16 protein-coding genes are annotated in these 22,450 nt (G+C 65.6%); 12 read left to right on the top strand and 4 right to left on the bottom strand.

Annotated features, from left to right (window positions below; all coding sequences use genetic code 11):
* Positions 1 to 325 precede the first annotated feature (325 nt).
* From rpoB to O6W96_RS16680, 4 genes are all read left to right on the top strand, one after another.
* Positions 326 to 4,480 (top strand): DNA-directed RNA polymerase subunit beta, encoded by a 4,155-nt coding sequence (gene rpoB, locus O6W96_RS16695; protein WP_060526672.1) that lies wholly within the window; start codon positions 326 to 328, stop codon positions 4,478 to 4,480.
* Positions 4,481 to 4,646: 166 nt separating this feature from the next.
* A complete protein-coding gene (rpoC, locus tag O6W96_RS16690; RefSeq protein ID WP_353470603.1) occupies positions 4,647 to 8,933 on the top strand; it encodes a DNA-directed RNA polymerase subunit beta' in 4,287 nt (1,428 codons plus the stop codon).
* A 280-nt stretch (positions 8,934 to 9,213) separates the two neighbouring features.
* Positions 9,214 to 10,002, top strand: coding sequence for a hypothetical protein (locus tag O6W96_RS16685; RefSeq protein ID WP_353470602.1), 789 nt, complete (start codon positions 9,214 to 9,216; stop codon positions 10,000 to 10,002).
* A gap of 61 nt (positions 10,003 to 10,063) precedes the next feature.
* Positions 10,064 to 10,471: a PilZ domain-containing protein gene (locus tag O6W96_RS16680; RefSeq protein WP_353470601.1), complete on the top strand. Its 408-nt coding sequence runs from the start codon at positions 10,064 to 10,066 to the stop codon at positions 10,469 to 10,471.
* Position 10,472: 1 nt separating this feature from the next.
* On the opposite strand, the gene O6W96_RS16675 is transcribed toward O6W96_RS16680, so the two are convergent.
* Entirely contained in the window at positions 10,473 to 11,216 is a 744-nt protein-coding gene (locus O6W96_RS16675; protein WP_353470600.1) for a metallophosphoesterase family protein, read from the bottom strand.
* On the bottom strand, positions 11,209 to 12,303 hold the full coding sequence (locus O6W96_RS16670; RefSeq protein ID WP_353470599.1) for a catalase family protein: 1,095 nt from the start codon (positions 12,301 to 12,303) through the stop codon (positions 11,209 to 11,211). Before O6W96_RS16670 ends, O6W96_RS16675 begins: the two co-directional genes overlap by 8 nt.
* 125 nt (positions 12,304 to 12,428) lie before the next feature.
* On the opposite strand from O6W96_RS16670, the gene O6W96_RS16665 reads away from it, so the two are divergent.
* The 5 genes from O6W96_RS16665 to O6W96_RS16645 all read left to right on the top strand — a co-directional run bounded on the left by O6W96_RS16665 (position 12,429) and on the right by O6W96_RS16645 (position 17,309).
* Positions 12,429 to 13,103: a fumarylacetoacetate hydrolase family protein gene (locus tag O6W96_RS16665; protein ID WP_353470598.1), complete on the top strand. Its 675-nt coding sequence runs from the start codon at positions 12,429 to 12,431 to the stop codon at positions 13,101 to 13,103.
* A gap of 44 nt (positions 13,104 to 13,147) precedes the next feature.
* Positions 13,148 to 14,767: an OFA family MFS transporter gene (locus O6W96_RS16660; protein ID WP_353470597.1), complete on the top strand. Its 1,620-nt coding sequence runs from the start codon at positions 13,148 to 13,150 to the stop codon at positions 14,765 to 14,767.
* Between the two features lie 59 nt (positions 14,768 to 14,826).
* Complete coding sequence (locus O6W96_RS16655; protein ID WP_353470596.1) at positions 14,827 to 15,720, top strand: SDR family oxidoreductase; 894 nt, start codon at positions 14,827 to 14,829, stop codon at positions 15,718 to 15,720.
* A 237-nt stretch (positions 15,721 to 15,957) separates the two neighbouring features.
* Complete coding sequence (locus O6W96_RS16650; RefSeq protein WP_353470595.1) at positions 15,958 to 17,091, top strand: PepSY-associated TM helix domain-containing protein; 1,134 nt, start codon at positions 15,958 to 15,960, stop codon at positions 17,089 to 17,091.
* Positions 17,088 to 17,309 carry a hypothetical protein gene (locus O6W96_RS16645; protein ID WP_353470594.1) on the top strand — a complete coding sequence of 74 codons (222 nt, stop codon included), beginning with the start codon at positions 17,088 to 17,090 and terminating at the stop codon, positions 17,307 to 17,309. The genes O6W96_RS16650 and O6W96_RS16645 overlap by 4 nt, the downstream gene beginning before the upstream one ends.
* A 63-nt stretch (positions 17,310 to 17,372) precedes the next feature.
* Here O6W96_RS16645 and O6W96_RS16640 read toward each other — a convergent pair whose 3' ends face one another.
* Positions 17,373 to 18,086 (bottom strand): hypothetical protein, encoded by a 714-nt coding sequence (locus tag O6W96_RS16640; RefSeq protein WP_353470593.1) that lies wholly within the window; start codon positions 18,084 to 18,086, stop codon positions 17,373 to 17,375.
* Positions 18,087 to 18,196: 110 nt separating this feature from the next.
* Between O6W96_RS16640 and O6W96_RS16635 the strand changes: the two genes are divergently transcribed.
* From O6W96_RS16635 to O6W96_RS16625, 3 genes are all read left to right on the top strand, one after another.
* Positions 18,197 to 18,862 carry a response regulator transcription factor gene (locus O6W96_RS16635; protein WP_353470592.1) on the top strand — a complete coding sequence of 222 codons (666 nt, stop codon included), beginning with the start codon at positions 18,197 to 18,199 and terminating at the stop codon, positions 18,860 to 18,862.
* A 199-nt stretch (positions 18,863 to 19,061) separates the two neighbouring features.
* Positions 19,062 to 20,435: a sensor histidine kinase gene (locus O6W96_RS16630; protein WP_353470591.1), complete on the top strand. Its 1,374-nt coding sequence runs from the start codon at positions 19,062 to 19,064 to the stop codon at positions 20,433 to 20,435.
* Positions 20,436 to 20,505: 70 nt separating this feature from the next.
* Positions 20,506 to 21,993, top strand: a complete 1,488-nt coding sequence (locus tag O6W96_RS16625) for a deoxyribodipyrimidine photo-lyase (protein ID WP_353470590.1) — start codon at positions 20,506 to 20,508, stop codon at positions 21,991 to 21,993.
* Between the two features lie 43 nt (positions 21,994 to 22,036).
* Here O6W96_RS16625 and O6W96_RS16620 read toward each other — a convergent pair.
* A partial coding sequence (locus tag O6W96_RS16620; RefSeq protein WP_353470589.1) for an SEC-C metal-binding domain-containing protein occupies positions 22,037 to 22,450 on the bottom strand: 414 nt, incomplete at its 5' end.

Below are 22,450 nucleotides of genomic sequence, written 5' to 3'. Positions count from 1 at the left end.
TGGAAATACGCGTTACATCTCGTCAGGGATGCAGATAGCGTCGGCCAGCATCTGGTATCTATAGTATTTTCAGCAGCCCGACCGTGTCGAAACGACCGTTTAGCGACCACCCTTTGACATGACGCCACGGCGCGCCTATATCCGCATCTCACCACAGCATCCGGGAAATGACATGCCGTCGCGCAGCGTGTCGATCGTATTGGATACCGAGGTTTCATACGCTGAGAGCCGCCGCACCTGATGCGCGCGGCCTTTTTGCGTGAACGTGCGTCCCGTTCGGGGGTTCCCGAGCACGAATTTTCGGCTGACGAGGCAAAATAAACCTATGGCATCCAAGGCGATCGAACACGGCACTGCAAAGCGCCGTATCCGCAAGGTTTTCGGCAACATCCACGAAGTCGTGCAGATGCCGAACCTGATCGAAGTCCAGCGCGAAAGCTACGAGCAGTTCCTGCGCTCCGACAAGTCGATCGGCCACGTCTCGGGTCTTGAGAAGACGCTGCGCAGCGTGTTCCCGATCCAGGATTTCGCCGGCACCGCCTATCTCGATTTCGACGATTACGTCCTTGAGCCGCCGAAGTTCGACGTCGAGGAATGCCGCCAGCGCGGGATCACCTACGCCGCGCCAATGCGCGTCACGCTGCGTCTGACCGCGTTCGAGGTCGATCCCGATACCGAGGCCAAGTCGGTCATCGATATCAAGGAGCAGGACGTGTACATGGGCGACATGCCGCTCATGACCGAGAACGGCACGTTCTTCATCAACGGCACCGAGCGCGTCATCGTTTCGCAGATGCACCGTTCGCCGGGCGTCCTGTTCGATCACGATCGCGGCAAGACGCACGCATCGGGCAAATACCTGTTCGCGGCGCGCGTGATCCCGTATCGCGGGTCGTGGCTCGATTTCGAGTTCGACGCGAAGGACATCGTCAACGTCCGCATCGATCGCAAGCGCAAGCTGCCCGTCACGGCGCTGCTCTACGCGCTCGGCATGACGTCGGAAGAGATCCTCAACTATTTCTACAACCGCGTGACGTTCGTCCGCGGCCAGGGTGGCTGGATCGTTCCGTTCCAGGTCGAGAACTGGCGTGGCCAGAAGCCGATGTTCGACATCGTCGACGCAAAGACCGGCGAAGTCGTGTTCCCGAACGGCCAGAAGATCAGCCCACGCGCTGCGAACAAGGCGTTCAAGGACGGCCTGACCGACCTGCTGATCCCGACCGAGGAAATCTTCGGCCGCTATTCGGCCTACGACCTGATCGACGAGTCGACCGGCCGCATCTACATCGAAGCCGGTGACGAAGTTACGTCCGAGAACCTCGAACTGCTCGACCAGGCAGGCATCGAACGTCTCGACCTGCTCGACATCGATCACGTCGCGACGGGTCCGTGGATCCGCAACACGCTCAAGGTCGACAAGGCCGAAGAGCGCGAGCAGGCCCTCAGCGACATCTACCGCGTGATGCGCCCCGGCGAGCCGCCGACGCTGGAGACGGCCGAGGCATTGTTCTCGGGCCTGTTCTTCGATCCGGATCGCTACGACCTGTCGGCCGTCGGCCGCGTGAAGCTCAACATGCGTCTCGACCTCGACGTCGAGGACACCGTGACGACGCTGCGCACCGAGGACATTCTCGAGGTCATCAAGACGCTCGTGAACCTCAAGGACGGCAAGGGCGAGATCGACGATATCGACAACCTCGGTAACCGCCGTGTCCGTTCGGTCGGCGAGCTGCTCGAGAACCAGTACCGCGTCGGCCTGCTCCGCATGGAGCGCGCCGTGAAGGAGCGCATGTCGTCGGTCGACGTCTCGACGGTCATGCCGAACGACCTGATCAACGCGAAGCCCGCGGTTGCCGCGGTCCGCGAATTCTTCGGCTCGTCGCAGCTTTCGCAGTTCATGGATCAGACCAACCCGCTGTCGGAAGTCACCCACAAGCGTCGCGTGTCGGCACTTGGACCAGGTGGTCTGACGCGTGAGCGCGCTGGCTTCGAAGTCCGCGACGTTCATCCGACGCATTACGGCCGCATCTGCCCGATCGAAACGCCGGAAGGCCCGAACATCGGCCTGATCAACTCGCTCGCCAGCTTCTCGCGGGTGAACAAGTACGGCTTCATCGAGACCCCGTACCGCAAGGTCGTCGACCACAAGGTCACCGACGACGTCGTCTACCTGTCGGCAATGGAAGAGGCCAAGCACACGATCGCGCAGGCCAACGCCGAGCTCGATTCATCGAACGGCTTCGTCGAGGAGCTGGTGTCTTCGCGTCAGGCTGGCGAATTCCTGATGGCGCTGCCCGACAACATCACGTTGATGGACGTCAGCCCCAAGCAGCTCGTCTCGGTCGCCGCATCGCTCATTCCGTTCCTGGAAAACGATGACGCCAACCGTGCACTGATGGGCTCGAACATGCAGCGTCAGGCCGTGCCGCTCGTCCAGGCCGAGGCGCCGTTCGTCGGCACCGGCATGGAAGAGACTGTGGCACGTGACTCTGGTGCTGCGATCTCGGCAAAGCGTGCGGGCATCGTCGATCAGGTCGACGCGGCGCGTATCGTGATCCGGGCGACCGGCGAGATCGATGCCGGCAAGTCGGGCGTCGACATCTACACGCTGATGAAGTTCCAGCGCTCGAACCAGTCGACCTGCATCAACCAGCGTCCGCTGGTGAAGGTGGGTGATGCGGTTCGTGCCGGCGACGTGCTCGCCGACGGTCCGTCGACCGAGTTCGGCGAGCTGGCGCTGGGTCGCAACAGCCTCGTCGCGTTCATGCCGTGGAACGGCTACAACTACGAGGATTCGATCCTGATCTCCGAGCGGATCGTGAAGGACGACGTGTTCACGTCGATCCATATCGACGAGTTCGAGGTGATGGCTCGCGATACCAAGCTCGGGCCTGAGGACATCACGCGCGACATCCCGAACGTCGGCGAGGAAGCTCTGCGCAACCTCGACGAGGCGGGCATCGTCTACATCGGTGCAGAGGTCGAGCCGGGCGATATCCTCGCCGGCAAGATCACCCCGAAGGGTGAATCGCCGATGACGCCGGAGGAGAAGCTTCTCCGCGCGATCTTTGGTGAGAAGGCCAGCGACGTGCGCGATACGTCGCTTCGCCTGCCGCCGGGCGTGTCGGGTACGGTCGTCGACGTTCGCGTCTTCAACCGTCACGGCATCGACAAGGACGAGCGCGCGATGGCGATCGAGCGCGAGGAGATCGAGCGCCTGAAGAAGGATTCGGACGACGAGCGTTCGATCCTGAACCGTGCGACCTGGTCGCGTCTTCGCGAGATGCTGCTCGACCAGACCGCCACCTCGGCGCCGAAGGGCGTCAAGAAGGGCGTCGTGATCGACATGGATCTGCTCGACAGCGTCGACCGCCACGAGTGGTGGAAGTTCGCGGTCGCCGACGATAAGGTCCAGAGCGATCTGGAAGCGGTCAAGATCCAGTATGACGATGCAGCCAAGCTGATCACGGACAAGTTCCACGATCGTCGCGAGAAGCTGGAGCGTGGCGACGAGCTGTCGCCGGGCGTGCTGAAGATGGTCAAGGTGTTCGTCGCGGTGAAGCGCAAGCTGCAGCCGGGCGACAAGATGGCCGGCCGTCACGGGAACAAGGGCGTCATCAGCCGCATCCTGCCGGCGGAGGACATGCCGTTCCTCGCCGACGGTACGCCGGTCGATATCGTGCTCAACCCGCTGGGCGTGCCTTCGCGCATGAACGTCGGTCAGATCTTCGAGACGCATCTGGGTTGGGCCGCACGTGGCCTGGGTCAGTCGATCACCGCGGCTCTCGAGACGTGGCGTGAGGAGAATCCGGACGCCAAGCCGGGTGCGATGCCGGAGGCGGTCCGCGATCGCCTCAAGACGGTGTACGGCGAGCAGTATCACGCCGAGATCGACGCCCGCACGGGTGACGAGATCGTCGAGCTCGCCAAGAACCTGAAGGGCGGCGTGCCGATGGCGACGCCGGTGTTCGATGGTGCCCGCGAAGCCGACGTCTCGGCGATGCTGGCGCTGGCGGGCCTCGACACGTCGGGTCAGTCGGACCTGTTCGACGGCCGCACCGGCGATCAGTTCGATCGCAAGGTGACGGTGGGCTACATCTACATGCTGAAGCTCCACCATCTGGTCGACGACAAGATCCACGCACGGTCGATCGGGCCGTACTCGTTGGTCACGCAGCAGCCGCTGGGTGGTAAGGCGCAGTTCGGTGGGCAGCGCTTCGGCGAGATGGAGGTCTGGGCACTCCAGGCCTACGGCGCGGCGTACACCTTGCAGGAAATGCTGACGGTGAAGTCCGATGACGTGGTCGGACGCACCAAGGTCTACGAGGCGATCGTCAAGGGCGACGACACGTTCGAGGCCGGCATCCCGGAGAGCTTCAACGTGCTCGTCAAGGAAATGCGCTCGCTCGGCCTGAATGTGGACCTGAAGCAGTCGGAGCCCGGCTTCGACAGCGACGGCATCCAGATCGCGGCGGAGTAAGCCTTCTTCTCCCTCTCCCATCTGGGAGAGGGAGGGAGCGCCGAAGGCGCGGAAGGGTGAGGCCGAGCCACGCTCGCGACATCACCCTCACCTTCCCACCGGCGTTGCCGGCGGGCCCCTTCCTCTCCCGATGGGAGAGGAGATATGAATTCTACAAGGACAGCTCATGAACGAGATGACCCCCTTCGCCAATCCGGTCGCCAAGACCGAGACGTTCGACCAGATCCAGATCGGCATCGCGTCCCCGGACAAGATCCGTTCGTGGTCGTTCGGCGAGATCAAGAAGCCCGAGACCATCAACTATCGCACGTTCAAGCCTGAGCGTGACGGCCTGTTCTGCGCGCGCATCTTCGGTCCGATCAAGGACTACGAGTGCCTGTGCGGCAAGTACAAGCGCATGAAGTACAAGGGCATCGTCTGCGAGAAGTGCGGCGTCGAGGTTACCGTCTCGAAGGTCCGCCGCGAGCGGATGGGCCATATCGAGCTCGCCGCGCCGGTCGCGCACATCTGGTTCCTGAAGTCGCTGCCGTCGCGCATCGGCCTGCTGCTCGACATGCAGCTTAAGCAGCTCGAGCGCGTGCTGTACTTCGAGGCGTACATCGTGATCGAGCCGGGCCTGACCCCGCTCGAGAAGTACCAGCTGATGACCGAGGACGAGCTCCTCGACGCGCAGGACCAGTATGGCGAGGACGCGTTCTCGGCCGGTATCGGTGCCGAGGCGGTCCGCATCATGCTCGAATCGCTCGATCTCGTCGGTGAGCGTACCGCGCTGCTCGAAGAGCTCGCGGTCACGAAGTCCGAGCTGAAGCCGAAGAAGATCATCAAGCGCCTGAAGGTCGTCGAGAGCTTCATTGATTCGGGCAACCGTCCCGAGTGGATGATCCTCGAGGTCGTTCCGGTCATCCCGCCCGAGCTGCGCCCGCTGGTGCCGCTGGACGGTGGTCGTTTCGCGACGTCGGATCTGAACGATCTGTATCGCCGCGTGATCAACCGCAACAACCGCCTCAAGCGCCTGATGGAGCTTCGCGCGCCGGACATCATCGTCCGCAACGAGAAGCGCATGCTCCAAGAGGCTGTCGACGCATTGTTCGACAATGGTCGCCGCGGTCGCACGATCACGGGCGCCAACAAGCGCCCGCTGAAGTCGCTGTCCGACATGCTCAAGGGCAAGCAGGGCCGCTTCCGTCAGAACCTTCTCGGCAAGCGCGTCGACTATTCGGGTCGTTCGGTCATCGTGACCGGGCCTGAGCTGAAGCTGCACCAGTGCGGCCTGCCGAAGAAGATGGCGCTCGAGCTGTTCAAGCCGTTCATCTACGCCCGTCTCGATGCGAAGGGTCTGTCGATGACCCTGAAGCAGGCGAAGAAGTGGGTCGAAAAGGAGCGCAAGGAAGTCTGGGACATCCTGGACGAGGTGATCCGCGAGCATCCGGTCATGCTGAACCGTGCGCCGACGCTTCACCGTCTCGGCATCCAGGCATTCGAGCCAGTGCTGATCGAGGGCAAGGCGATCCAGCTTCACCCGCTGGTCTGCTCCGCGTTCAACGCCGATTTCGACGGCGATCAGATGGCCGTGCACGTCCCGCTGAGCCTCGAGGCCCAGCTCGAAGCACGCGTCCTGATGATGTCGACGAACAACATCCTGTCGCCCGCCAACGGCAAGCCGATCATCGTTCCGTCGCAGGACATGGTCCTCGGTCTCTATTATCTGTCGATGATGAAGGAGAACGAGCCGGGCCAGGGGATGCTGCTCGGTGACATGGCCGAAGTGCACCAGGCGCTGAACGCCCAGGCGGTCACGCTGCACACCAAGGTCATCAGCCGCGTTCCGCAGACCGACGAGAAGGGCAAGCAGTACCTCAAGCGGTACGAGACGACCCCGGGCCGCATGCTGCTGGGCGAGTGCCTGCCGCATAGCCACAAGGTGCCGTTCGACACCGTCAACCGCCTCCTCACCAAGAAGGACGTGGGCGACGTGATCGACGAGGTCTATCGTCACACCGGCCAGAAGGAGACCGTGCTGTTCGCCGACGCGATCATGTCGCTCGGCTTCCGCCACGCGTTCCGCGCCGGCATCTCGTTCGGCAAGGACGACATGATCATTCCGGACGCCAAGGTTGGTCTGGTCGACGACACCAAGGCGCTCGTGAAGGACTTCGAGCAGCAGTATCAGGACGGCCTGATCACGCAGCAGGAGAAGTACAACAAGGTGATCGACGCCTGGAGCCGTTGCGGCGACCAGGTCGCGAACGCCATGATGGACGAGATCCGTGCGGTGAAGGTCGACGAGGAGACCGGCCGTGAAAAGCCGATCAACTCGATCTACATGATGGCCCATTCGGGTGCTCGTGGTTCGCAGGCGCAGATCAAGCAGCTTGCCGGTATGCGTGGCCTGATGGCCAAGCCGTCGGGCGAGATCATCGAGACGCCGATCATCTCGAACTTCAAGGAAGGCCTGACGGTCCTTGAGTACTTCAACTCGACCCATGGCGCTCGTAAGGGCCTCGCGGATACGGCGTTGAAGACGGCCAACTCGGGCTACCTGACTCGTCGTCTGGTCGACGTGTCGCAGGATTGCGTCATCATCGAACCGGATTGCGGCACCACGCGCGCGCTGGAGATGAAGGCCATTCTTCAGGGTGGTTCGACGATCGCAAGCCTCGGCGAGCGCATCCTCGGTCGTACGACCGCGGAGGACATCGTCGATCCGAAGACCGGCAAGGTCGTCATCCCGTCGGGCACGCTGCTCGACGAGCCGATGATCACGACGATCGAAGGCCTCGGCACGCAGTCGTGCAAGATCCGCAGCCCGCTGGTCTGCGAATCGAAGATCGGCGTTTGCGGCAAGTGCTACGGGCGCGATCTCGCCCGCGGTACGCCGGTCAACATCGGTGAAGCTGTCGGCGTCATCGCCGCGCAGTCGATCGGTGAGCCGGGCACGCAGCTGACGATGCGTACGTTCCACATCGGTGGTGCGGCGCAGCTCAACGAAACGTCGAACCTCGAGGCTCACGCTGACGGTACTGTGCAGTTCCGCGATCTGCGTATCATCGTCGACCAGCGTGGCCGTCGCGTGGTGCTCAGCCGCTCGGGCGAAATCGCGATCGTCGACATGGACGGCCGCGAACTCTCGGTCGATCGCATCCCCTACGGTGCGTACGTGCTGTTCGACGATGGTCACATCGTGTCGCGCGGCGATCGGATGGCCGAGTGGGATCCGTTCACCATGCCGGTGATCACGGAGAACCCGGGCACGATCAAGTATGTCGACCTGATCGAGGGCAAGACGCTCACCGAGCAGACCGACGAAGCCACGGGTATCGCCCAGCGCGTCGTGATCGAATATCGTGCGGCTACCAAGTCGAAGGAGGATCTGCGTCCGCGCATGACCCTGCTCGACGAGACGTCGGGCGAGACCGGTCGTTACATGCTGGCAATCGGCGCTACGCTGTCGGTCGAGGATGGCGCACAGGTGTTCGGCGGCGACGTCGTGGCCCGCGTCAGCCGCGAGAGCGCCAAGACGCGCGACATCACCGGTGGTCTGCCGCGTGTTGCCGAGCTGTTCGAGGCACGCATCCCCAAGGACTCGGCGATCATCGCCAAGATCTCGGGCCGCGTCGTGTTCGGCAAGGACTACAAGGCGAAGCGCAAGATCGGCATCCAGCCCGAGGATGGCGGCGACGTCGTCGAGTATCTGGTGCCGAAGTCGAAGGTGATCGACGTGCAGGAAGGCGATTACGTCAAGCGCGGCGATAACCTGATCGGCGGCTCGCCCGATCCGCACGACATCCTCGAGACGATGGGCATCGAACCCCTCGCCGAGTATCTCGTGTCGGAAATCCAGGAGGTCTATCGTCTCCAGGGCGTGAAGATCAACGACAAGCACATCGAGACGATCGTTCGTCAGATGCTGCAGAAGGTCGAGATCACCGACGGCGGCGACACCACGCTGCTGAAGGGCGAGCAGGTCGATCGCGAGGAAATGGACGCGACCAACGAGAAGCTCGAGAAGAAGCAGACCCGCGCACAGGGCAAGCCCATCCTGCTCGGCATCACCAAGGCGTCGCTGCAGACCCGCAGCTTCATCTCGGCGGCATCGTTCCAGGAGACCACTCGCGTCCTCACCGAGGCAGCGGTCCAGGGTAAGCAGGACATGCTGATGGGCCTGAAGGAGAACGTGATCGTCGGCCGGCTCATCCCGGCAGGCACCGGTGCAGGCCTCAACCGCCTGCGTGTCGTGGCCAACAGCCGCGACGCCGCGATGCGCGTACAGCAGCGCAAGATGGCGGAGGTGTCGATCGTGGCACCGATGTCAGCTGCCGACGAACACGCCGCCGAACTGGCACGTTCGCCGCGCGATGCAGGCGGCACGGGTGAGGATCCGCTCGCAGCGGTCGTCACCTCGGGCACCGGCACCGACGCAGATGCCGGCGACTATCTGAACGAGACCGAGTAATCGGTTTCGTCAGACGCCTTCGGCGCTGACGAAAAAAAGGCCGCCGTCCGGGATACCGGGCGGCGGCCTTTTTCGTTGGGACGCGAACGGGCCCTTCCCTCTCCCGTCGGGAAATGGAGAGACGCTGAAGGCAGCAAAGGGAGAGGACCGCCCATTTGGGTCCAGCCGTCCTATTTGCGTGATGCGACGCCGCCGCTCCAGACTCTCGGCAAATGAACTCTTGGTCATCAGGCCGCTGACGTGTTGCGAGGCGAACGCCGCCGGGCTAGGCGAACAGCCGATGCGGTCGGCGTACCATCCTTCGTCGAGCGAGACGCGCGTTTCCACGCGACGCCGCAGTGCCGCGTTCGTGCTGACGGTCATCGCGCACATCCTGATCATCCTGCTGCTGTTGCGGCTGGCCCCCCCGGCGGTCGTCAAACCCGAGGAACGGCGCGATCCGGTCACGTTTCAGATAGCGCCCGAGCAGAGCACGCCTACTCACGCGAAGCGCACGCCGTCGCCGACCAGGCAGAAGCGCGCCAGCGGTGGCTCCCCGCCGCGGGCGGCACCGCGCGCCGAGTCCGCGCAGGCGCCCCCGGCCCCGGCGAAATCTCCGCCCCCTCTGCCGATCAAGATGCTGGGCGGAATGGAAATGTTCGACGCGGCCGATATCTCGAAGATGCCCGCGCATCCCGACGACCAGCTTGCGGGCGGGGATGGCGGTAGCGGGTCGGGGAAGGGTCAGGACAGTGGTTCGGCCTATGGTCCTGGCGAAGGACCGGGTGGCCAGCGACTGTACAACGCCGAATGGTACCGCGAGCCCACCCATGCCGAACTCGCCGAGTTCCTACCCAACGGTGCGCCACCGGGCGGCTGGGCGCTGATCGCCTGCAAGACGATCGCGAACTACCAGGTCGAGAATTGCCGGTCGCTTGGGGAATCCCCGATCGGGTCCGGTCTTTCGCGCGCGATGCGGCAAAGCGCCTGGCAGTTCCGCATCCGCCCGCCGCGCGTCGGCGGGAAGCCGATGATCGGTGCCTGGGTCAAGATCAGGATCGATTTCACGCAGAGCGGCGACAAGAAATAATCACGCGGACGCGTGCCCGTCTGAACTTGGCATCGCGGATTCGAAGAATATCGCCAGGGCTATGGAAATCCCGACCGACTGCGAGCATTTTCACACGATGACGACCGAACCGATCGACCGACTGCCTTCGCTTGCCCGTGCAACTCGAACGAGCGTGATGCTCAGCGCGGAGGTGTTCCGCGTGGACCGCGACGGCGCCAGCCAGCACCGCGTCACGAACATCTCGGAAACCGGCGTCTGCATCACGCAGGCCGGAGACCTCGTGGCCGGGACAGTCGTCGTCGTCGCCATCGGGTCCATCGCGCCGACCCCCGCCAACGTTGCGTGGGTCAGGAGCGGGCTGGCGGGGTTGGCCTTCCAGAAACCGATTGACGTTCCAGCCGCGCGGCGCCGGCGGGCCAACGGCGTTGCTCTGCCTGCTCCCGCCGCCGGCTGGCTCGCGGAGCTCAACAGTCCCTACAAGGACTGACCTACAGCGTCCGCGGCACGGTGACGAAGCGGCCGCCCTCGATGCGGATTTCATTGAATGCCGGCGGACTGCCGCGCGTCCGCTTCGACAATGTGCCCGCGCCGATCATCCGGATCGTTCGACCTTCGCGGTCGATGGGAATGTCGAAGGGGTCGTGAACGTGCCCCGACAACACCGCGTGCGCACCCGCCTCGGCGAGCGCGGACAGCGCTGCGTCGCCGTGGCGCGTCTTCGCGGTACCCGTCGTCCCGCCTTCGATCAGCGGATGATGCGCGCCGATGAAAATCAGATTACCCTTTGGCACCTCTGCGATTATCGCAAGCGCGCGCTTCAGCGAGCCCGGGCTTACGCGCCCCTTCGACCAGTTCCATCGCCACTGCGCCCGTGCGGTCGTCTTGAGCGGGACGACCGTGACGCCGGGAAGCTCCAGCGGCTTCTCGATCATCTGCTCGACGGCTGCGTAGCGCTGATAGGGTGCGAACAGCCGCCGGAACGGATCCCAGTAATAGGGAATGTCGTGGTTGCCGACTTCCAGCGTCACCGGCACGCCGAGCGACCGAAGCCAGTCGCCACCCTGCTGGAATTCGGCCTTGGTCGCGCGCATCGTCAGGTCGCCGGTCATGATGACCGCGTCCGGCTTCTCCTCCGCGACGCATTCGGAGAACCAGGCGATCGCCGCCGGGTCCTCCGCGCCGAAATGTACGTCGCTGACGTGGAACAGTTTCAGCGTGCGGGCGTCAGGCAAGTTCGGACAGCTTCGTCGGCTCGTGCATCGGGCACCCGTTGAACTTGCTACGGAAGTTCGCCGACTGCTTGTACGTTTCGTTGCGGGCGCGATTGACGCCACCGAGCGGCTGGTGGGCAGTGATGCCGTGCCAGATGCTGTACGACAGCGCATCGTCGGTGTGATCGGTGACGCCCTGCTCCCAAGAAAGCTGCGGCGCAATTTCAAGCGTCGCGACGGTCACGAACGGGCTCTCTTTCTCGTCCCATACCGCCGAGGCATCCTCGATCGGCATTTTTTCGAGATCGGTGTTGAGCTGCACGCGGAATTCCCAGGTGCCGCCATGCTCGATCAATTCGTCGCGCACGACCTCGCGCAACGCATCCGGGCGCGCGGTGATATCGACGGTATCGCCGGTGAGCCTAGTAAGGCCCGGCGAGACCGGGAACAGTGCGACCTTCGCGATATAGTCGCCGTGGCGAAAGGGCGTCTGCGAATAATAGGTCTCGCCGAGCGGATGGACGGGCTTGGCACCGCCCAGCGTCTGCAACGTGGCGGACTGGCCACCGACGGCTTCCAGCGCGGATTCGACGACCCGGAACGTGGCGGACATCGCCTTCTTCACGCCCTCGAACCGGTCGGTGGTCTTGGCCAGCACCTTGAGGTTCTTCGAGAATGCCTTGGCATCGGGCGCCGAGAAGGCCGGGCCGTTGACCATGATGAAGTCCTGCGTCGTGTCGCCTTCCGAGCCCGGCAGGCGCGCGCCTTCAACGTCGAGGATCTTGAGCGCTAGGCCACGTGGCAGGCTGATGCTGTCGTCGAGGATGTCGCCGGCGTTGGTAGAGATGCGGATCACCGCTTCATGCGTACCCGGCCGGGCGAAAATGCCCTGGGCGAGTTCGGCGGGGAGGTTGTCGGCTACGGTGAACGTCCCGCGCGCGATGCCGTGAGCCTTGGCATGGACCGAGCGTACCGCATGACCATAATCCTGCGACGTCGTCTCCAGAATCTCCTGGAAGGACCCCTCCAGCGTCTTCAGCGTCTCCTGCTCGTCGGGCGCGATCGTCTCGACCGAGGGATCGAAACGGACGGGGTGTTTGCTGGGCATGGGGGTATCTCCTCTGGGTACCTAGCCGTAACCGCCTGAGCGGAAAGACGTTCCGCTCCCGTTGCAAACCCAGTGCGTTGCAAACCGAACGCGCGCGGCCGATGGAGACCGGCGAAGGAGCCATCATGCACATCCCACACGTCACCGCGCCCACCGTCGCCATCGCCGGCACCACGGACCGCTTCCCCGTCCGGCGGATCTTCTGCGTCGGCCAGAATTACGCGGATCACGCGCGCGAAATGGGCTCCGATCCCGACCGGCAGGAGCCGTTCTTCTTTTCCAAGCCCGCCGATGCGGTCGTCGCGAACAGCAGCACGCTCTCCTTCCCACCGCAAACCGAAGACCTGCATCACGAAGTCGAGATGGTGATCGCGCTCCGCGCGGGCGGCAAGGATATCGCGGTGAAGGATGCCGACGCGACGATCTTCGGCGCAGGCGTCGGCATCGACCTGACGCGGCGCGATCTCCAGGCGGCGGCGAAGAAGGCCGGACGGCCGTGGGACATGGCGAAGGGCTTCGATCGCTCCGCCCCCGTCGCGGCGCTGACGCCGGGCGTCCCCGCCACATCGGGCAGTATCGCGCTGACTATCGACGGCGAGGTGCGTCAATCCGGCGACCTGTCGATGATGATCTGGAGCGTCCCCGAAATCATCGCGACGCTGTCGACCTTCGTCGCACTGGCGCCGGGCGACCTAATCTTCACCGGCACCCCTGCCGGCGTCGGCGCGATCCAGCGCGGACAGACCGTGCGCGCGACGATCGACGGGTTCGAAACACTGGAGGTGACATTCGCCGCATGATCGCCCATCGTTCGGCGCATAAACAAAACTAAACAGGGGGTTGCATGCCGGATACGAGAGACTCTGGCGCGGAAGGCTTTCTCAGCCGGGCGCGCACGGTTGCAGGCCCCGGCTTCAACCGCTGGCTGGTGCCTCCCTGTGCGCTCGCGATCCACCTGTGCATCGGCATGGCGTACGGGTTCAGCGTGTTCTGGCTGCCGCTGTCGCGCGCGATCGGGATCACCGATCCGGTCGCCTGCCCGAACCTCTCGCTGCTCGGCGCGCTGACCACGACGACCTGCGACTGGCGGGTGAGCGATCTCGTCTGGACGTACACGCTGTTCTTCGTCGTGCTGGGTGCCGCCGCCGCGATATGGGGCGGCTGGCTCGAACGCGCCGGCCCGCGGAAAGCCGGTGTCGTCGCGGCGTTCTGCTGGTGTGGTGGCATGGGTATCGCTGCGATCGGCATTTCTACGCATCAGCTCTGGCTGATCTGGCTCGGGTCGGGCGTGATCGGCGGGATCGGGCTCGGGCTCGGCTATATCTCGCCCGTATCGACGCTGATCAAATGGTTTCCCGATCGGCGCGGCATGGCGACCGGGATGGCGATCATGGGCTTCGGCGGCGGCGCGATGATCGGTGGACCGCTTGCCGACCTGTTGATGAAGCATTTCGCCAGCCCGACAGGCGTCGGCGTCTGGCAGACGTTCCTGGTGCTGGCCTGCGTCTATTTCGTGTTCATGATGGCCGGCGCGATCGGCTACCGCGTCCCCGCCGAGGGGTGGGCACCCGCTGGCTGGACCGCGCCGACCAGCGCCAAGGCATCGATCAGCCGCTTCAACGTCGCGCTGTCGGACGCGCATCGCACGCCGCAATTCTGGCTCGTGTGGCTGGTGCTGTTCTTCAACGTCTCCGCCTCGATCGGCATCATCGGCATCGCCTCGCCGATGTTGCAGGAGCTGTTCGGCGGACGCCTGATCGACGCGCCGAGCGTGCTGTTCACCGCGTTCGACGATGACCAGAAGAAGGCGGCGGCAGCGGTCGGCGCAGGGTTCGTCGGTGCGATCAGCCTGTTCAACATCGGCGGGCGGTTCTTCTGGGCGTGGTTGTCCGACCGGATCGGGCGGAAACCGCTGTTCGCGACGATCCTGGCGGCGGGCGCGGTGCTCTACGGCTTCGCGGCACCGGCTCTGGCGGGCACGACGCTCGGCCTGTTCATCCTCGTCTTCTGCATCCTTGCGTCGATGTACGGCGGCGGGTTCGCGACTGCGCCGGCGTATCTCGCCGACCTGTTCGGGACGAAATATGTCGGCGCGATCCACGGCCGGTTGCTGACCGCGTGGTCGACCGCCGGCGTGGTCGGGCCATTGCTTGTCGCGAACATGCGTGACCGCGCGATCGCGACGGGTGTGCCCCGCAGCGATATCTACCCGCCGATCTTCTGGGTGCTGGCGGCGATGCTGGTTGCCGGGTTCGTCGCGAACCTGTTCGTCCGGCCGGTCGCTGCCAAGTTCCACATGGCGGCGGATGACCGGCAGATCGCGGTCGAGACGATGGCTGGCGGGACCGTCGCCACGGCAACCGGCACGTCGCCGGTGGTCGTGTTCGCGTGGCTCGCGGTAGGGCTGCCGATCCTCTGGGGGATCTACATGACGCTGTCGAAGGCGTTGATTCTGCTCAAATAGACCGCAACCTATCCGCGCCGGCATCGGTTGCTCCTGCTCAATCTTGACAGGAGCACCCCATGGCCGACCGGCTCACGATGCAGGATCCGCGCACGCAATATCCGCAGCCTCCCTTCCCGCAACAGCCGCAGGACGCGCCGGGGATCGCGGCGAAGATGGATCCGAAGCCCGATCACGGCGAGACCAGCTACAAGGGCTCGGGCAAGTTGGACGGGCGGAAAGCGCTCATCACCGGTGGCGATAGCGGCATCGGTCGCGCCGCGGCGATCGCTTATGCGCGCGAGGGCGCCGATGTCGCGATCGTCTATCTCCCCGCCGAAGAGGCCGATGCGAAGGAAGTCATCGCGCTGATCGAGGCCGAGGGGCGCAAGGCGCTCGCGCTGCCGGGCGACGTGAAGGACGAGTCGTTCTGTCGTGCCGCCGTGCAGCAGACGGTCGATGCGTTTGGCGGGCTCGACGTTCTGGTCGTCAACGCCGGGCGCCAGCAGACTCGGCCGACGGTTGCCGATATCTCGACCGACGATTTCGACCAGACGATGAAGACCAACGTCTATGCGCTGCACTGGTTCGTGCAGGCCGCCGTACCGCATCTCCCGGTGGGCGCGGCGGTGGTCACGACCGCGTCGGTGCAGGGTTACGATCCATCGGACAATCTGCTCGACTATGCGACCACCAAGGCGGCGATCGTCGCGTACACCAAGGGTCTCGCCAAGCAGCTGATCGAAAAGGGCATCCGCGCCAACGTCGTTGCGCCGGGGCCGTTCTGGACGGTGTTGCAGCCGAGCGGTGGCCAGCCGCAGGAGATGGTCGAGACGTTCGGGTCGAAGAGCCATTTCGGGCGTCCGGGCCAGCCGGTCGAGATCGCGCCGGTGTATGTGCTGCTGGCCTCGCAGGAGGGGAGTTATATCACGGGTGAGGTCTACGGCGTAACGGGCGGCGCTGGCGTAGCCTGACCCCCTAATCCTCCCCCGCCAGGGGGAGGTGGCTGGCGTTTGCCAGACGGAGGGGGAGGAAAAGGATCACCGCAGTTGCGTGTTCCTCCCCCTCCGACACCTTCGGTGCCACCTCCCCCTGGCGGGGGAGGATTGTCAGGCCCACCACGTCGCTATTGCACATCGTTATCAAATCTGTACCTGTGCCCTGGTGACCGGCCGGCAGATCATACCCCTCGTCAAGACCGCTCCCCGCGCATGACTCGCGGCACGATCAAGACCTGGTATCTCTTCCACAAATGGACGAGCCTGATCTGCACCGCATTCCTGCTGATGCTGTGCGTGACCGGCCTGCCGCTGATCTTCGACGAGGAGATCGACGGCTGGCTCGATCCGCCGGCGCCGATGGCGACGCTGCCAGCCAACACGCCATCGCTGTCGCTCGATGCCATTCTCGGTCGCGCTGCGAAGGCCGCGCCAGGCGAAATTCCGCTCTACATCAGCTTCGACGACGAGCGCCCGATCGTCTACGTCACCACCGGCCCCACCGCCGATGCCGCGCCCGCAGCGATGCATTTCCTCGCGTTCGATGCCCGCACGGGTACGAAGATGCCGCCCTATGTCCCCGGCGTGATGGCGTTCATCCTGAAGCTACACACCGACATGTTCCTCGGGTTCTGGGCCGAAATCTTCCTCGGCGTGATGGGCCTGCTATTCTTCGCCGCGATCGTCTCGGGCGTGGTGCTCTACGCGCCGTTCATGGCCAAGCTCGACTTCGGCACATTACGTCGCGGACGCAGCAAGCGGCTCGGCTGGCTGGATCGCCACAACCTGCTCGGCATCGTGACGCTCGCCTGGGCGAGCGTCGTCGGCGTGACGGGGACGATCAACACCTTCGTCGTGCCGATCACCGGCATCTGGAAGGCGAACGGCCTCGCGGAGATCATCGCCGGCGAAGCGCGCACGCCATTGCCGGCTCAGCGCGCTTCGGTCCAGGCGGCGCTCGACGCGGTGCAGCGCAAGGCACCCGAGATGAAGCCGCAGTTCATCGCCTTTCCCGGCGTCGTCTTCAGCAGCCACCATCACTACGCCGTCTTCCTGAAGGGCGCGACGCCGCTGACGTCGAAGATGCTGCTGCCCGGCTTCGTCGATGCCGCGACCGGCCGGCTCGACGCGGTCGTGCCGATGCCGTGGTACATGCAGGCGATGCTGCTCGCACAGCCGCTGCATTTCGGAAACTACGGCGGCCTCGCGATGAAGATCATCTGGGCGCTCTTCGACATATTGACGATCATCGTGCTCGGCAGCGGGCTGTATCTTTGGCTGCGTCGTCGCGGCGGTCCCAGCGACCAGCGCGTCCGCGAAGTCGTGATGGCGGGAGACATCGCATGACTCACAAGACCAATGGCCAGATCTTCGCCTTGCCGATCCTGCTCGGCGTGTCGACCGTCGCGGGGCTCGGCGCGGGGCTGATCGGCGACGGCGTCTGGGATGTCGGCGCAGGCTTGCTGCTCGCGCTGCCGCTGGTGGTGACCGGCCGCTACTGGGTCCGCCCGGCCGAACCGGTGCTGCGCCGCCAACAGCTTCGCACAGCGCCGATACGGCGATAACGCGGAGCCGGCATGATACCGGCCCCGCGCTAGTTTCAGATCGCCGTGATGAGGCGAACGGCGTCAGGTCGCCGGATTAGCCTGCCGGGCTGGTGCGGCAGTCGACGCCCCGACCGGAGGAGCGACGGGTGCAGGAGCGACTGCGCCGTTTGCCATTGGCGGCGGGGCCATGCCGGCAGGTGGCGGTGGGGCCATACCTGCTGGCGGCGGCGGGGGAGCACCAGGACCGCCGGGCGCACCGGGACCATTCGGCCCACCAGGCCCCCCGGGGCCCTCACGACCGGGGCCATCACGACCGGGGCCATCACGACCGGGGCCATCGCGGCCAGGGCCACCGGGACCATGCGGGCCATGCCGCGGACCATCGACCGGCCCCAGTGCGGTCACCTTGCCGCCGGGTGCGACCAGGAACGAGGCGTGGACGAAGCCGTCCTCGAACCGACCCTGGATCGTCACCGGCTGCCCCGCCGCGACCAGATTGCTGCCGTCGCCTTCACGACCGAGATCGACCAGCGCGCGACCGGTGCGGTCGGCCATCACGAACTTGTTACCGTAGGTCTCGGCGACGGTGCCGCGGATCGTGACGATGCCGTCGGACTGGAGCGAGCGGATCGCGGTGGGGGTGGCTGGCGCCATCGTCACGCTCGGCCGCGTCGCGGCGACCGTGACGGCGCCGGCGGCACCGCCGACCACGAGCAGGCCAGCCGCAGCAAGGGCCAGGCGGTTGCGGCGGAGATTGAAGCGCTTGTTGGGCGCGGTGTGGGAATGTTCGGTCATTCGTCGTTCCTCTCATTGATTGACGAATCACTCTCTAGGCGCGCGCTGCCGACGCCCGCTGAACCAAGCCGTTCAGTTTCCGTTGTGGTCTTCGACATAGGGACAGGCGCATGCGGGTATTATTGGTCGAGGACGATGCGGCGATCGCCGACGGGCTGGCGCGGGCGTTGCGCGCGGAGCATTTCGCGGTCGACGTCGCGCGCAACGGCGAGGACGGCGGCCATCTTGGCGCGACCGAATTGTACGACGCGGCGGTGCTCGACCTCGGCCTGCCCAAGCGCGATGGGCTGTCTGTGCTGCGCGACTGGCGTGCGGCGGGACGCGACCTGCCCGTCCTGATCCTCACCGCCCGCGACGGCTGGTCGGAAAAGGTCGAAGGTTTCAAGGCCGGCGCCGACGACTATGTCGTCAAGCCGTTCCGCGTCGAGGAGGTGGTGATGCGTCTTCGCGCGCTCGTCCGCCGCGCCGCCGGCCACGCCGCGTCGCGCGTGACCTGCGGGCCGCTGACCTTCGACGCGCAGCTCGGTACGTTCGAGCGCGATGGATTGCCCCTGAAGCTGACCGCGTTCGAATGGCGCGTGCTGTCGGCGCTGATGCTCCGACGCGAAGTGGTGATCGAACGCGCGGACCTGATCGAGCGGGTCTATGAAGGCGATGCCGATGTGGACTCGAACTCGATCGAGGTGATCATCGGGCGGTTGCGACGGAAGATCGGTCCGCAGATGATCGAGACGGTGCGCGGGCGGGGGTATCGGCTGACGGCGGATGGGTCGTGATGGCGATATGCACCACCCCGGCGAAGGCCGGGGCCCAATTGGGGGACGCCGCTAATGTAGCGCAGTCCGCCATTATAAAAACCTTTCCAATTGGGCCCCGGCCTTCGCCGGGGTGGCGTTCAAGGCACGGATCATCTCGCTTAGACGGGCGTCCACGGTGAGCCGCTTCCACCTCATCCCAAGATCCCTCTTCGGCCGCATGCTGGCGATCGCTGCGCTGTCGACCGGGTTCGCGCTTCTGTTCGCGGGGATCACGATCGGCAACGTGCTCGAGCGCTTCGTCATGCGCGGGCTCGACGAGCGGCTCGATGCGCAGGTCGCGGTGCTCGCGCGCGCGGTGCGTCCCGATGCTACGCTCGACCGGACGCGCGCGGTCGACCTGCCCGAATTCGGCGTGCCCGGATCGGACTGGTCCTGGCAGGTCAAAGGTCCCGCCGGTCGGGTCGACAGCGGCACGACCCGTCCGCTGCCGCCGAGCACCCCCCCTGCCCTCCCGCCGGCGCCTCCGGTCGAAGCCTTACCGCCTGTCCCGCGGCCTGACCACGAGCGACCGCATCCGCCCGGCCCCGGCGGCCGGGAAGATCGCCAACTCCACGCCGGCGACACGCGCGACCGCAGCGGCGAACGCCTCCACTCGCGGACGATGGACGTCACCACGCCGCGCGGCACCGTGACGATCACCGCGATCGGGCCCCGCCGGATCGTCGAAGAGCCGCTGCGCGAGGCGATGATCCCGCTGCTCGGCTCGCTAGCCCTGCTCGGTGTCGGGCTTGCCCTGGCGACGCTGCTGCAACTTCGGTTCGGCCTGCGTCCGCTGCGCGATCTCCGCACGTCGCTCGCCGCCGTCCGCGCCGGCACCGAACGTCACGTCCCCGCCGACCAGCCCGGCGAGCTGCAACCGCTGGTCACCGAGCTGAACGCGCTGATCGACCAGAACGCTGCCGGGCTCGCCCATGCCCGCCAGCATGTCGCCAACCTCGCGCACGGCCTGAAGACGCCGCTAGCCGCGTTGTCGCTCAAGCTCGCCGAGGCGAACGCCGACGACGATGTCCGCGACATGGTCGACCAGATCGATCGCCGGGTCCGCCATCACCTCGGCCGTGCCCGCGCCGACGCGACCGGTGGCGCGCGCGCCCGGACTCCGATCGCCCCAGCCGTCACCGATCTGGTCGCGGTGCTGCGCCGGATCCACGCCGATCGCCCGATCGCGCTCGACATCGCCATCCCCGCCGACCTCGCCGTCGCAATCGACCCACAAGATCTTGACGAGATGATCGGCAACCTCCTCGACAACGCTTGGCGTCACGCGCGCGGCGCAATTGCGATCGGTGCGGAGGCCGACGGTCCGTTCGTCTCGCTTTCGATCGCCGACGATGGCACCGGCCTCGGCGATGCCGCGATCGCGCAAGCCATGCTGCCCGGCCGGCGGCTGGACGAGCAGGGCGATGGCCACGGCTTCGGGCTGTCGATCACGCGTGAGCTCGCCGAACTGAACGGCGGCACGATCACGCTTGGTCGTTCGCCCGCGCTGGGTGGCCTGCTCACGCGCCTGGACCTGCCGCAGCACCGCTAATCCGGGTTCGACCGCGCATGGCAATCGACAAGGCCATGGATCGGCGGGCGACGACGATGGTTGAGATGCCATGCCCGCTACCCTTCCCCACTCGCTATCCGCTTGGTCCGAAGCGCCGCGCGTTCGCGCGCTGAACGCACGCGATGTCCGCCCCGACGGCCGCTACGTCCTGTGCTGGCTGCAACAGGCGCTCCGCGCACGCGACAATCCGGTGATCGACGCCGCGATCCACCTCGGCAACGCGCTCGGCCTGCCCGTCCTCGTCTATCACGGACTGCGTGAGGATTATCCCTACGCCTCCGATCGCCTGCACCGCTTCATCCTCGGCGCGAGCCGCGATCTGGCACGCGACTGTCGACAGCGAGGGCTTGCCTGTATCCAGTATGTCGATCGTGCAGACGCGCGCGAAAAGGGCCTCGTCTACCGTCTCGCAGCCGACAGCGCCGCCGTCCTGGTCGAGGACCAGCCGACCTTCGTGGCACGATGGCAGTCGGAGCGGTTCGCGGGGCGCGTCGAGCGCGCGGCCTTCGCGGTCAACGCCGCATGCCTCGTTCCACCGGCCGTGCTCGGCGACGGCATCGGCTCGACCACCGCGTTTCGGCGTCGCCACCAGCCGGTACGGAACGACTGGCAGGCAGCGACCGATGCCGTGCCGACGGTGACGCCCTATGACGGAGCGCTGCCGTACACGCCGGACCGGCTGGATGCGTGTTCGGATGCCGATCTCGACAGCTTCGTCGCAGCCGCGGCGATCGACCACAGTGTGCCGGTCAGCCCGATGTTCCCCGCCGGTCGCGAGGGCGCGCTGGTCCATCTCGAGCGATTGATGGACACAGTGCTGCCGACCTACGCAGCCACGCGCAACGACGCCACCAACCCGGTCGGCGCGAGCATGCTTTCGCCCTATCTCCACTTCGGCGTGGTCGGCCCGCGCGAAGTGATGGCGACGGTCGAGGCCGCCGATGCGCCGGCCGCGAGCAAGGAGAAGTTCGCCGACGAACTGCTGACGTGGCGCGAATGGTTTCACTATCAGGCCCGCGCCCTGCCGGCGCCCGAACGGTACGGCCGGATCGCGGGATGGGCGCAGGAAACGCTTGAAGCGCATGCCGGCGATCCGCGCCCCGATAGCGAGACGCTTACCGCGCTGCTCCACGGCGAAACGCGTGACGAGACGTGGAACGCCTGCCAGCGCCAGTTCCTGATCGACGGCTGGATGCACAACAATCTGCGCATGTATTGGGGCAAGCGAATCATCGCGATGACTCCCGACCCGCAGACCGCGTGGGCCACCGCCTGCTATCTGAACGACCGCCTCAGCCTGGATGGGCGCGACCCGTCGACCTATGGCAACATCGCGGCGACGTTCGGCGGCGGTTCGCCAGGCCGGGACGGGCCATCGGTCTATGGCAAGGTGCCGACCCGATCGGATGGCTCGACCCGCCATCGCACCGGCGGTCCCGAATGGCTGCAGGCCGGCGCGAACAGAGCGCGCCCCGATGCCGCGGTGCCGAGCCACCTGCCGACCGATCTTTATCTGGCAGGCAAGCCGCCCTTGTGATCGGTCGCCTTACCGCGCATCGCACTGGCGTTCACGGGTACGCCTAGCCGCAACACCGCTTGGATTTCTTGCGCGACCCGCATGGGCAAGGATCGTTCCTGCCGATCTTGACCGATGTCGCGCCGATCGAGGATGCAGGGGACGCCGTCTGCCGCCGTGATTGCGCAACGTACAGGCGCTGGACGCCATCGACCAGATCGGTCGTCGCGCGATCCTCGAACGCGTTGATCTCCATGCTATCGAGCGGGCTTTCGTTGCGCGCGATGGCGATCAGCGTCGCCAAGCTCTCGAGCGCCGCGGCCGCGTCCGGGTCATCACCGTTCGCCACCGCATCCCAAGCATCCGGCCGCAACGCCATCGCCTCGGCGAACCCGTCGATCAGAGGTGGTTCTAGGAATCTGAACAGCGGGGATAAGTGGATTGCCGATCTAACAGCGGCCATGCTGGCCGCGAAGAG

It is taken from the genome of Sphingomonas faeni (assembly GCF_040407495.1).
GTDB lineage: Bacteria > Pseudomonadota > Alphaproteobacteria > Sphingomonadales > Sphingomonadaceae > Sphingomonas > Sphingomonas faeni_D.
This window is presented reverse-complemented; position numbering and strand designations above follow the sequence as displayed.

What these genes read in the sequence shown, in the direction of transcription:
- O6W96_RS16680 (WP_353470601.1), top strand. Translation starts at nt 10,064, where the DNA reads ATGGAAATCCCGACCGACTGCGAGCATTTTCACACGATGACGACCGAA.
- O6W96_RS16625 (WP_353470590.1), top strand. Translation starts at nt 20,506, where the DNA reads ATGCCCGCTACCCTTCCCCACTCGCTATCCGCTTGGTCCGAAGCGCCG.
- O6W96_RS16685 (WP_353470602.1), top strand. Translation starts at nt 9,214, where the DNA reads ATGCGGTCGGCGTACCATCCTTCGTCGAGCGAGACGCGCGTTTCCACG.
- O6W96_RS16665 (WP_353470598.1), top strand. Translation starts at nt 12,429, where the DNA reads ATGCACATCCCACACGTCACCGCGCCCACCGTCGCCATCGCCGGCACC.
- O6W96_RS16650 (WP_353470595.1), top strand. Translation starts at nt 15,958, where the DNA reads ATGACTCGCGGCACGATCAAGACCTGGTATCTCTTCCACAAATGGACG.
- O6W96_RS16630 (WP_353470591.1), top strand. Translation starts at nt 19,062, where the DNA reads ATGCTGGCGATCGCTGCGCTGTCGACCGGGTTCGCGCTTCTGTTCGCG.
- O6W96_RS16645 (WP_353470594.1), top strand. Translation starts at nt 17,088, where the DNA reads ATGACTCACAAGACCAATGGCCAGATCTTCGCCTTGCCGATCCTGCTC.
- O6W96_RS16635 (WP_353470592.1), top strand. Translation starts at nt 18,197, where the DNA reads ATGCGGGTATTATTGGTCGAGGACGATGCGGCGATCGCCGACGGGCTG.
- O6W96_RS16655 (WP_353470596.1), top strand. Translation starts at nt 14,827, where the DNA reads ATGGCCGACCGGCTCACGATGCAGGATCCGCGCACGCAATATCCGCAG.
- O6W96_RS16670 (WP_353470599.1), bottom strand. Translation starts at nt 12,303, where the DNA reads ATGCCCAGCAAACACCCCGTCCGTTTCGATCCCTCGGTCGAGACGATC.
- O6W96_RS16640 (WP_353470593.1), bottom strand. Translation starts at nt 18,086, where the DNA reads ATGACCGAACATTCCCACACCGCGCCCAACAAGCGCTTCAATCTCCGC.
- rpoB (WP_060526672.1), top strand. Translation starts at nt 326, where the DNA reads ATGGCATCCAAGGCGATCGAACACGGCACTGCAAAGCGCCGTATCCGC.
- rpoC (WP_353470603.1), top strand. Translation starts at nt 4,647, where the DNA reads ATGAACGAGATGACCCCCTTCGCCAATCCGGTCGCCAAGACCGAGACG.
- O6W96_RS16660 (WP_353470597.1), top strand. Translation starts at nt 13,148, where the DNA reads ATGCCGGATACGAGAGACTCTGGCGCGGAAGGCTTTCTCAGCCGGGCG.